Below are 11,349 nucleotides of genomic sequence, written 5' to 3'. Positions count from 1 at the left end.
CGAAGGCCTTGTGGTGAGGAATCGGTTTCTAGACAATTCCCATTCTCACCGCGGGGCCTTCTTCACACCCCCTACGACACACCTACCCCTGTCGGATAATTCTCTACACCCTCAATCCGGAAGAGCCAGTATCACCCGTATCATGCACACCATCACGCGGCGAGGAACCGCGCTCGTCCGAAGGTGATGAAACTGGCAACCAATACGCGCCTGCGCGATGTCGTCGAAGACGGCCTGGCCCGGCATCGTTCACCCGAACAGATCTGTCATAGGCTCGTAGTGGACTACCCCGACGACGAGAGCATGCGCGTGAGTCACGAGACGATCTACCAGTCCATCTACGTCCAGGCCCGCGGCAGTTTGAAGCGTGACGTCCAGCAGAGATTGCGGACGGGCAGGGTGAAACGCAAACCGCAGAAACGTCAGGATCAGCGGACTCCACGTTTCAAGGACGACATGATCATGATCAGTGAGCGTCCACCGGAAATCGAGGATCGCGCCATTCCCGGGCATTGGGAAGGAGACCTGATCACCGGAGCGCAGAATAGAACCGCTATTGGGACTCTGGTCGAACGGAATACACGCTTCACCATGCTTTTGCATCTGCCCGATGGGCATACTGCCCTGCATGTGCGTGACGCGATCGTTGAGAAGGTGAAGACGTTACCGGAGTCCGTTCGGGGTTCTCTTACATGGGATCAGGGGGCGGAAATGGCGGAACACGTGTCCGTGAAGATGTTGACTGGTATGGACGTGTATTTTTGTGATCCTCATTCCCCGTGGCAGCGTGGAACGAATGAGAACACGAATGGATTACTGCGTCAGTACTTTCCCAAGGGAACGGACCTGTCCGTGTATGGCCCGGCCGATCTTGAGTACGTTGAAAACGAGCTCAATGATCGGCCGAGGAAGACGCTAGAATGGCGTACGCCCGCGGAGCGGATGCGGGAGGTCCTTGAGGCCTGAGCACACCGGTGTTGCAACCACCCCCTGAAACCGCCGTTCGAACAGCCCAATCTGAAACAAACGGCCCAATCTTGTGCCCAGCGGGCGCGCCGACTCAGATGAAGACCAGGATGAACCAGATCCCGGCGGCCAGGCCGGGTAGTGCCAGCAGCACGTGCAGCCATTTGTGCATGAGCACGACAGCGGCGAACTCCCGGATGAAGGCACTGGGCACGTAATAGCGCGCGGTCTTCGACCCGAGCACATCCGCGTCCACTCCGATTCTGCGCGAGAGCAGCGCGGCCCGCGGAACGTGATACCCGTTCGTGGCGACCAGCAGATGGCCGGTCGCGGGCACGTCCCGGCGCACGACCTCGGCGTCGGCGATCCTGCGGGAGAAACGCAGGTTCTCCTCCGTGGTGCGCGAGCGGTCCTCGGCGATCACATCCGCGCCGCCCGCGACCGAACCCGCGCACTCCTGCCCCGCCTCTCCTCCCCCGCAGTCCTCGGCCAGTCGTTCCAGCAGGTATTCGGCCATGGCCTCGGACTCCGCCCGCGGCTCATCCGGACCCCGCCCTCCCGATGGGATGAGCGGCCCCGTCCATCCCGCACCGCGCAGGCGCCGGAACCAGGCCAGTCCCAAATCCAAGCGTGAGGCCAGCAGCGGCGGCACGCGGCCTCCGATCAGCCCGGAACCGAGCACCACCACGGCGTCGGGATCCGTGCGCGTCGGCCGGCGCGCGTACCAGCCGGTGAAGACGAGGAAGACCAGAAACGTCAACCCCACCTGAGCACAGCCGTAGAGCATGAGCAGCGCCAGTCCGATCCCGGCATTACCGAAGGCGAAAACGACCACAAGTCCCAGCACGGGCATCGCCAGCACCACCAGGCCCAGCAGCCCGGCAAGGGAATTGCCCAGCGAGCGGCCCTCCTTGCGGATCATCTGCAGTCCATTGCGCAGGAGCACGAAGGCAAGGGCCAGGATGGAGAACGGTGCCAGCAGTGCCGCGACCATCAGCAGGATGTAGACGTTCAGCCCCAGATAGAACAGGATTTCGAAGACGGCCAGTGCCGTGAACCAGACCGCGCATACCAGCGTCACCGCGATGCGCAGGCGCCGAGGATCACCGGCTCGCATCCGCAGATACAGGAACCAGAGGAGAACGGCAAGCACGGCGTCGAACACCCTTCCAGTCTTTCATGCGGCAGGGCTGGCGTGCCTGAACGCAGCGCGATCAACCCCAACACGATGACACCTCACAACGGCGTGTCCGACCCCACTGGGGCCCCGCCCCACAACCGGTATAGTATTAAGTTATATAGTTCTTTTGATAGAATTCGCCCGCTTCGGCCCGGGCCACCACTGTGAGACACCGTTCTCGTCCCTCCAGAAAGGAAGGCGCTTCGTCGTTGAGCCACGACACCCTCGGCACCACCAGCACCACGGATTCCCCCGGACATGCGCAGAAGAAGGCCACTGGTTCCAAGCCCCGCCTGCTGACGCCCACCTTCATGATGGCCTGGCTGATCAACTTCAGCCAGTTCCTTGTCTTCTACTGCCTGGTCACCACCATGGCTCTCTACGCGATCAAGCAGTTCGCGGCCTCGGACACCACCGGTGGTCTGGCCTCCAGCGCCTTCGTCATCGGCGCGACCGTCGCCCGCCTGTTCACCGGCTATGTCGTCGACACCCTGGGCCAGCGCAGGACGCTGCTGGTGGCGCTCATCGTCGTCGCCGTCATCTGCGCGCTCTACGTCCCGGCGAACTCCCTGTCGCTGCTGCTGATCGTCCGGTTCGTCCACGGCCTGGGCTATGCCTTCGCCGGAACCGCGGCGATGGCCATGGCGCAGACGACGATCCCGGCGGCCCGGCGCGCCGAGGGCACCGGCTACTTCGCAGTCAGCGCCACCCTGGCCAGCGCCTTCGGACCCGCCCTGGGTCTCATCATCGTCAACCGCTTCGACTACACGATGCTGTTCTTGATCGCCCTGGGCGTCGCCGTCGTCGGAATGGTGCTGGGCCTCGTCCTGCACCTGGTGACCCACCAGTCCCTGGACGCGGAACAGAAGGTCCAGCGCAAGGCCGCCCGCGCGGCCGAGCCCAAGGCCTCGTTCTCGCTGCGCGATATCGCCCACCCCGCGGTCATCCCGATCGGCTGCTTCATGCTGCTCGTCGGCCTGTGCTACGCCGGAGTCATCACCTACCTCAACAGCTATTCCGAACAGCGCGACGTGGTCACCGGCGCCGGGTTCTTCTTCATCGCCTACGCCGGAGCCATGCTCGTCATGCGCTTCGTCCTCGGCAAAGTGCAGGATCAGCACGGCGACAACATCGTCGTCTACCTGGGCTTGGTCTTCTTCGCACTCGCCCTGGCACTGCTGGCCATCGCGAATACCAACTGGGAGATCGTCGTGGCCGGCGCTCTGACCGGCCTGGGCTACGGCACGCTGATGCCCGCCAGCCAGGCGATCGCCGTGAACCTGGTGTCCGCCGACAAGCTGGGCACCGGCATCTCCACCCTGCTGCTGCTGACCGATGTGGGCGTGGGCCTGGGGCCGATCGCCCTGGGCATCCTGGTCGCCCAGACCGGCTACGCCCTGATGTACGGCATTCTGGCCGTCATCGTCGTGGCCGCCGGCATCTTCTACCACTTCGCACACGGCCACAAGCAGCACGCCGGCGCCAAGGCGCCCGCTGCACGCGAAACGGTCGCCTGAGCAACACACAAAGCCCCCTGTGTTGTGGATATCCACAACACAGGGGGCTTTGTGTGTCCGGCTGGGGGCTCAGCCTGCGACGGGCGCAGACCCGGCCGGCTCATCCGCTGTGACGACCAGGCGACCATCCACCGCGGTGGCCCGCACGGTCGACCCGGCGTCCGCGGCCTCGGTCACCAGCAGATCGGCGATCGCGTCGTCGAGCTCGCGCTGGATCACCCGGCGCAGCGGCCGGGCACCGTACTCCGGCTCGTAGCCATGATCGGCCAAGAGGTCCAGCGCGGATCCGTCGATCTCCAAGGCGATGTCCTGCGCGGCCAGGCGCTCGCGGACCTCGGCCAGCTGCAGGTCGACGATGCGGCGCAGCTGCGACCGGTCCAGCTTGGTGAACATCACCGTGTCGTCGATCCGGTTGAGGAACTCAGGGCGCATGACCTCCTTGAGCCGGCCCATCACCTTGGCGCGCAACTCGGAATCACCCGCGCCCGCCGCCGCAGAGCTGAACCCCAACGGCGCACCCGATGCCGCGATGAACTCACTGCCCAGGTTGCTCGTCATGATGACCACAGTGTTCCTGAAGTCCACCGTGCGCCCCTGCCCGTCGGTCAGCCGCCCGTCGTCGAGGACCTGCAACAGCATGTTGAACACGTCCGGGTGTGCCTTCTCCACCTCGTCGAGCAACACGATCGAGTACGGATTGCGCCGCACCCGTTCGGTCAACTGCCCGGCCTCGTCGTAGCCGACGTATCCCGGGGGCGCGCCGACCAGACGGGAGACGGTGTGGCGCTCGCCGAACTCGCTCATATCGAAGCGGATCAGCGCGGACTCATCGTCGAACAGCGACCCGGCCAGCGCCTTGGCCAGCTCCGTCTTGCCCACGCCCGTGGGGCCCAGGAACAGGAAGCTGCCGATCGGCCGCGCGGGATCCCCCAGGCCGGTCTGATTGCGCCGGATCGCACGCGAGACCACCGCGACGGCGTCGTCCTGCCCGATCACACGCTCGTGCAGTTCGTCCTCCAGATGCGCCAGGCGTGTCTTCTTCTCCTGCGTCATGCGGGCGGCGGGGATGCCGGTGGCCCTGGCCACGACCTCGGCGATCTGCTGCGCGTCGACCGTCTGCGGCTCTCCGGCCGCGGACCCCGGCGCCGAGGCCGTACCCGGCTTGGCGCCCGTCGTCGCCGCGTCGAGTTCGCGGGTCAGCTCCGCCATCTCGTCGCGGATCTCGCCGGCCCGCTCGAAGTGCTCCGAGCTGATGGCGGAGTTCTTCTCCGCCTCCAGCTCCCCCAGGCGGGCCCGCAGGGCGGCGGTGTCGACCTTCGGCCCGCGCCGCAGGGACAAGCGCGCACCGGCCTGGTCGATCAGGTCGATCGCCTTGTCCGGCAGGTAGCGGTCGGTGATGTAGCGGTGGGACAGTTCGACGGCCGCGCGGATCGCCTCGGGCGTATAGACCACCCCGTGGTGTTGCGCGTACTTGTCTGCCAGTCCGCTCAGGATCTGCACCGCGTCCTCGACCGAGGGCTCCCCGACCGTCACCGGCTGGAAGCGACGTGCCAGCGCGCCGTCCTTCTCGATCGTGCGGAACTCCTGCAGGGTCGTCGCCCCGACCAGGTGCAGTTCGCCCCTGGCCAAGCGCGGCTTGAGGATATTACCGGCATCCATCGAGTTCGACTCGCCGGAGCCGCCGGCGCCCACCACGGTGTGCAACTCGTCGATGAAGACGATCGCATCTCCGGACTGGGCGATCTCCTCGAGCACCCCGGTCAGGCGCTCCTCGAAGTCGCCGCGGTACCGGGTGCCGGCGATCATGCCGGGCAGATCGAGTGCCACCACGCGCTTGCCCGCCAGCTGGGCCGGGACCGAGCCCTCGGTGATCGCCTGGGCCAGGCCCTCGACGATCGCGGTCTTGCCCACGCCGGGTTCACCGATGAGCACAGGGTTGTTCTTGGTTCGCCGCGCCAGGATCTCGATGGTCTGTTCGATCTCCTCGGACCGGCCGATCACCGGGTCCAGCCCGTCCTCGGCCGCCAGCGCAGTCAGGTCCGTGCCGTATTTCTGCAACAGAGAGCCCTCGTCGTCAGGGGCCGTGCCCTGCTGTCCCCCGGACTGCTGCCCCTGCTGCTCGGCGGACTGCCGGGCGCCCGCGGCCGCGGCCTGCAGGGACGACTGGGTGACGCCGGCGGCTGCCAGGATGCGCCCGGCGGGCATGTCCTGGTTGAGCACGAGGGCGAAGAACAGGTGTTCGGGATCGATATAGGTCGACCCGAAGGCGCGTGCCACCTGGAAGGCGTCGAGCAGCGCGCGCTGGGCTGCGCCGGTCAGCGTGGGTTTGCCCTCGACCTCCTTGTCCGAGGCGGCCGGCAGCCGTTCCTCCACGGCCTCGGCCAGTGCGGCCGGATCCGCGCCCGCGGCCCGGACGGATCCAGCCGCCGGATCGTCTCCCAGCATGGTGTGCAGGATGTGCAGGGTGTCGACCTCGGCGTGGCCATGGTCGACCGCATAACGGCCGGCGGCGTCGATGAGTTCCCTGGTCTTCTTGCTCAGCTGCCGCGAGATGTCGATCGCGCGGCCCTGGCGATTCTGTCCCTGGCCCTGGAAGATGCGGGCGAGGAACTCCTCGAACGAGTCGCCGCCGCTGCCCTGGGGTCCATAGAATGTGGCCATGTTTCCTCCCTTTTCTATGGTGAAAACCTAGACTTGAGTGCGTACGACTCAACTAACACCGCAGGACGGGTGTTCTATTCCCGCCGGATCCGCGGTACGGTTGGTGGCACTACTTCCCGGACAACTCCCCGCACGACGCCCAACGGCAATGACGCATTCAGGAGATGATGAGGATGCCCAAGACCACAGGGTCGGGACGGCCCAGGAAATCCGAGCTGCCGGATACTCTGCTGCGCTCCGATGAGAAGGCGCAGCGGACATTCGCGAAGGCCCACGATTCGGCCCTGGCCGAATACGGCAACGAGGAACAGGCCCATAAGGTCGCCTATGCTGCCCTGGAACACACGCACCACAAGGTCGGCGACCATTGGGAGCCCAAGGACTGAAAACGGCCCGCCGCTGCGAGAGGGCTATGCGCCAGAGCTATCGGATGGCATTCAGCCGATCCGGGGATCACTCGCCGGTGGATCACTGGCCGGGAAGGACTCGACTTCCCATTCGTCGACGACCGCATCATCGTGCTCCCAGACTTCGGCGGCTTCCTCGGCCTCTTCGGCTTCGGCCGTCAGCTGATCGCCGGCAGGGTACTCGCGGACGATCTCCGGTCCGGGTTCCGCAGAGACCTCTTCGACGATGTGCGAACCGTCGGGCTGTTCGAGCAGCCGGTCCCCGTGGGCGTCTGCGACTTCCCGCAGGTGCTTCTCCGAGTCGTCCTCGACATAGCCGGGACGCTGACCTGTGGTCACGTCCGGTCCGGCAATGTACTTGTCGAGTGTGTCCTCGACCGCGCCGACTGCGTTGCGGAGTTTCTTCTGGATGGTCATCGTCATCCCTCCTCAGTGGATTCGAAATCGACGACGTCTCCTATGTGCCCCGCACGATACCAGCCGCATCCGCGGTGTCAAGGCTCGGAGAACCCGAAGGGCCGAAGTGGCCGTGCGGCTCAGTCCTCCGTCAGGTCCACCAGCGCGAAGTACGCGGCATCCACTGCGCCGGCCACGGCGGACACGACCGCGTCCTCGACGATGGAGTCCACGGCCAGCACGGCCAGGGCCTTCGTCTCATCGGCCGAGGGCGAGACCTGCATGCCGGCGATGTTGATGTTCACGCGGCCCAGGGCCTGGCCCAGCTGGCCGATGATGCCGGGACGGTCGGTGTATTCGAAGACCACCAGGTGGTCGCTCAGCGGCATCTCCAGTTCGTAGTCGGACACGCCCGTGAGCTTCTGCACCAGCTTGGGACCGGTCACGGTGCCGGACACGCGGACCCGGCGCCCGGCCGAGGTCGTGGCGATCAGCACGGTCTCATTGCGGAAGTACTCGACCTCCTTGTCCTGCACCAGTTCCACTGTCACGCCGCGCTCCTCGGCCAGCACGGGGGCGTTGACATAGGACACCGGCGTCGAGACCAGGTCCATGAACACGCCCTTGAGGGCCGAGAGCTTGAGCACGGACACGTCCTTGTCCGCGATCTCGCCGTGGATCTCCACGCGCAGGTGCGTGATGGCGTCGCCACCGGCCAGCGCGGTCAGGGTCCGGCCCAGGCGCTCGGCCAGCGGCACGCCGGGGCGCACATCGGGGTCGATCGCACCACCGGCGACGTTGACGGCGTCGGGGACGAGTTCCCCGGCCAGCGCGCGGCGGACCGACTTGGCGACTGCGATGCCGGCCTTCTCCTGTGCCTCCACGGTCGAGGCGCCCAGGTGCGGGGTGACGTTGAGGTTCGGGAAGTCCCCGGCCAGCAGCGGCGAGTCCTGCGGCGGCTCCTGGTCCCACACGTCGATCCCGGCGCCGCCCACGCGCCCCTCGGACAGGGCGCGGGCCAGTGCTGCCTCGTCGATGATGCCGCCGCGGGCCACGTTGACGATGCGCGCGGTGGGCTTGAGCAGCTTGAACTGCTCATCGGAGATCATGCCGATGGTCTCCGGGGTCTTGGGCATGTGCACCGTGATGAAGTCCGACTGCGCCAGCAGTTCGTCCAGGCTCAGCACCGTCACACCCATCTGTGCGGCGCGCTGCTGCGAGATGTAGGGGTCGTAGCCGACCAGCTTCATCCCGAAGGCCTTGGCGCGTTCGGCGATGAGTCCGCCGATCCGGCCCAGGCCGATGATGCCCAGGGTCTTCTCGAACAGTTCGACGCCGGTCAGCTTGGAGCGGTTCCACTCCCCGGCCTTGAGCGAGGAGTTGCCGGCGCCCAGGTTGCGGGCGGCGGCCAGGATGTGCGCCATGGTCAGTTCCGCGGCGGACAGGATGTTCGAGGTCGGGGCGTTGACGACCATCACGCCGGCCTTGGTGGCGGCGGGGACGTTGACATTGTCCAGGCCCACGCCGGCGCGGGCGATGACCTTGAGGGAATCCGCGGCGGCGATGGCCTCGGCGTCCATCTGGGTGGCGGACCGGATCAGCACGGCGTCGACTCCGGCCAGTGCGGGGATGAGTTCGCCGCGGTCCGAACCCTTGCACGTGCGGATGTCGAAATCGGGCCCTAAGGCGTCGATGGTGGCAGGTGAGAGGTTGTCTGCGATCAGCACAACGGGCTTGGCCACTGTGTCTCCTTTTACAGTGTGATGCTGGGTGAGCATGGCCGGGCGTGCGCGTGTGGGCCACGGCGGGGCCGTTCCCAAGTCTAGCGATCCCCTGCCGGCCGGCTCCGACCGGTTCAGGATTCGGGCGGCCGGAGTCCCGGCTGGGCAGATCTGCCCGCGACCGAGGTCCGGCCCGGCCCGCTCTCCCACGTACAGTTGGGGCCATGAGCGAGTTCCTCGGGCGCACCCCCTGGCATATCAAGGTGGCGCGCGGGCTGGACCGGTATCCGTGGGCCTTCGACGCCCTGTTCATCGCGCTACCGCTGACCCTGGTGCAGCTGCTGATCTCTGGAGATCTCTACCTGAGCAGCGTGCGAGGCGCACCGATCTGGTGGCCGGAATCCTTCGGTCCCACCCTGTCCGTGCTGCGCTTCTGGGTGACCGTGGCGATGTGCGCGATCCTGGCCGTGCGCCGGATCTGGCCGGTGCTCATCGCCTGGACGATGGTGGCTCTGGCGCTGTGCTCACTGACGTTCGGAGCGACGCCCGATCTGCACTATGTGGCCGTTCCCATCACGGTCTACACGACTGTGGTCTACGCGCCCCGGCGCTGGGGCACGGTCTTCGCCTGCCTCGGCTATCTCGGGGCCCTGCTGTTGGGAGGTCTCACCCTCGCGCTCCTTTTCCTCCCGCCGGCCATCTCCGATGACACCGACCGCATGGGAGCGTTCGTCCTGGCCGGCCTGGCCTGCGGGCTGTGCGCGGCTATCGTCTCGGTCGCCTGGCTGCTGGGCGATATCCGGCGGCGCCGCCGGAACGAAGCCACCTCGATCCGCGAGCGCAATGACCTCTTGGAGCGCGAACGCGAACACGAGGCGCGGCTGGCCGCCGATGCCGAGAGGCTGCGGATCGCCAGGGAGATGCACGATATCGTGTCCCATTCCATGTCGGTGATGATCGCGCAGTCCGATGGCGGTCGCTTCGTGGCGGCCGTCGACCCGGCACGTGCCCAGGAGGCTTTCAGGACCATCGGCGACACCGGCCGCGAGGCGCTGACCCAGATGCGCCAGATGCTCGGGGTACTGCGTTCGGCCGATGCCGAATCCCAGAGTGCACCGCTGCCCCAGGTCGCGGATCTGCCCGATCTGGTGGGCGATGTGCGGGCGGCCGGGGTCGATGTGGACCTCTTGGCCGACCTCGGCTCCCTGCCGGAGCTGACGTCCGGTGCGGGCCTGGCGGTCTACCGGATCGTGCAGGAGGCCTTGACGAATACGCTCAAGCACGCCGGCCCCGGCGCCCACGCCGCGGTCCGTTTGACGGTCGACCGGGCCGAGGACGCCCTGCTGATCCGCGTCGACGATTCGGGGCCTGCCGAGCCGACAGCCGGTCGGGCCGGCGCCGAGGCGGTAGCCGAGGCCGAGACCGGCGGCGCCGCGGCCCCCGGACCACACTCCGACCCTTCCACCGGGGATGCTGTGACCGGCTTGTCCGCCGTGGCCCACGACGACGGCCGGGGCTCCGGTTTGCGGGGCATGGATGAGAGGGCCAGACTCTATGGCGGCACCGTCGCGCACACCGCCGACCCCTCCGGCTTCCACATCACGGCTCTGCTGCCCCTGGCCTCGATCGAAAGGACCCGCGCATGAGCGAGACCGAACCCATCACCGTGCTGTTGGCCGATGACCAGGCGCTGCTGCGCACGGGTTTCCAGATGGTCATCGATTCGCAGCCGGACCTGCAGGTGATCGCCCAGGCCGGCACCGGCGCCGAGGCGATCGCCGCGACCCTGCGGTATCGCCCACGGGTGGTGCTCATGGACATCCGGATGCCCTCGGGCGACGGCATCCAGGCGACCCGCGAGATCCTGGGCCTGCCAGCCGGGCCCGATGGCTACCGGCCGAAGATCATCGTGCTCACGACCTTCGACACGGACGACTACGCGCTGCGCGCTTTGCAGGCGGGGGCCTCGGGCTTCCTCCTCAAGGACACCCAGCCGGAGGTGTTGTTGGATGCGATCCGCACCGTGGTGCGCGGCGGCGCGGTCATCGCGCCCACCACCACGCGCAGATTGCTGGACGCGGGTGGGCTCAGTGGTGGCGGGCCCGCGCAGGCCGAGGCCCCCACCGGGTCGAGCGGTGCAGCATCTCAGACGGGCGCACAGATTGCCGGGGCGAGCGGCAGCGGCGCTGCAGATGAAACCGCCGAGGATGCCGAAACGGTCCGGCTGCGCGAGGCGGTGGGGACGCTGACCGAACGCGAACTGGATGTGTTCAAGCAGATCGCCACTGGCCGGTCGAACAAGGAGATCGCCGATGCGCTGTCAGTGTCGGAAGCGACGGTGAAGACCCATGTGGGCCGGGTGTTCTCCAAGCTGGGTGCCCGCGACCGGGTCCAGGCGGTGGTCTTCGCCTACCGGGCCGGAATCGCCGACTGAATGACATGAGCATGTCATTATGACATGGGACGCATCGACTCCGGTATGTTAAACCGTATTCCCTCTT

Annotated in this window: 8 protein-coding genes and 1 pseudogene; 5 read left to right on the top strand and 4 right to left on the bottom strand. The window is 66.9% G+C overall.

From position 1 onward, the window contains the following. Positions 1-129: 129 nt before the first annotated feature. A pseudogene (locus NQ038_RS12630) lies at positions 130-966 on the top strand (IS30 family transposase); the annotation flags it as partial. Between the two features lie 94 nt (positions 967-1,060). Here NQ038_RS12630 and NQ038_RS12625 read toward each other — a convergent pair. Then, complete coding sequence (locus tag NQ038_RS12625; protein WP_257062735.1) at positions 1,061-2,131, bottom strand: YdcF family protein; 1,071 nt, start codon at positions 2,129-2,131, stop codon at positions 1,061-1,063. A gap of 224 nt (positions 2,132-2,355) precedes the next feature. On the opposite strand from NQ038_RS12625, the gene NQ038_RS12620 reads away from it, so the two are divergent. Next, positions 2,356-3,663, top strand: coding sequence for an MFS transporter (locus NQ038_RS12620; RefSeq protein WP_257062734.1), 1,308 nt, complete (start codon positions 2,356-2,358; stop codon positions 3,661-3,663). Between the two features lie 69 nt (positions 3,664-3,732). Here the strand turns inward: NQ038_RS12620 and NQ038_RS12615 are convergent, their stop codons facing one another. Beyond that, a complete protein-coding gene (locus NQ038_RS12615; protein ID WP_257062733.1) occupies positions 3,733-6,324 on the bottom strand; it encodes an ATP-dependent Clp protease ATP-binding subunit in 2,592 nt (863 codons plus the stop codon). 173 nt (positions 6,325-6,497) lie between these two features. On the opposite strand from NQ038_RS12615, the gene NQ038_RS12610 reads away from it, so the two are divergent. Next, a complete protein-coding gene (locus NQ038_RS12610) occupies positions 6,498-6,710 on the top strand; it encodes a ChaB family protein (RefSeq protein ID WP_257049906.1) in 213 nt (70 codons plus the stop codon). Positions 6,711-6,761: 51 nt separating this feature from the next. Here NQ038_RS12610 and NQ038_RS12605 read toward each other — a convergent pair whose 3' ends face one another. Then, positions 6,762-7,148 (bottom strand): hypothetical protein, encoded by a 387-nt coding sequence (locus NQ038_RS12605; protein ID WP_257062732.1) that lies wholly within the window; start codon positions 7,146-7,148, stop codon positions 6,762-6,764. A 119-nt stretch (positions 7,149-7,267) separates the two neighbouring features. Continuing rightward, on the bottom strand, positions 7,268-8,869 hold the full coding sequence (serA, locus tag NQ038_RS12600) for a phosphoglycerate dehydrogenase (RefSeq protein WP_373456822.1): 1,602 nt from the start codon (positions 8,867-8,869) through the stop codon (positions 7,268-7,270). 203 nt (positions 8,870-9,072) lie between these two features. Between serA and NQ038_RS12595 the strand changes: the two genes are divergently transcribed. Continuing rightward, positions 9,073-10,494, top strand: a complete 1,422-nt coding sequence (locus tag NQ038_RS12595) for a sensor histidine kinase (protein ID WP_257049195.1) — start codon at positions 9,073-9,075, stop codon at positions 10,492-10,494. Then, the gene (locus tag NQ038_RS12590) at positions 10,491-11,282 is read left to right on the top strand and encodes a response regulator transcription factor (RefSeq protein ID WP_257062730.1); all 792 of its coding nucleotides are present in this window, start codon (positions 10,491-10,493) and stop codon (positions 11,280-11,282) included. Before NQ038_RS12595 ends, NQ038_RS12590 begins: the two co-directional genes overlap by 4 nt. Positions 11,283-11,349: the final 67 nt, after the last annotated feature.

It is taken from the genome of Brevibacterium sp. 50QC2O2 (assembly GCF_024580675.1).
In the GTDB taxonomy this organism is placed as follows: Bacteria; Actinomycetota; Actinomycetes; order Actinomycetales; family Brevibacteriaceae; genus Brevibacterium; species Brevibacterium moorei.
Note: the sequence above shows the minus strand (reverse complement) of the source record. Positions and strands in the feature narration are given on the sequence as shown.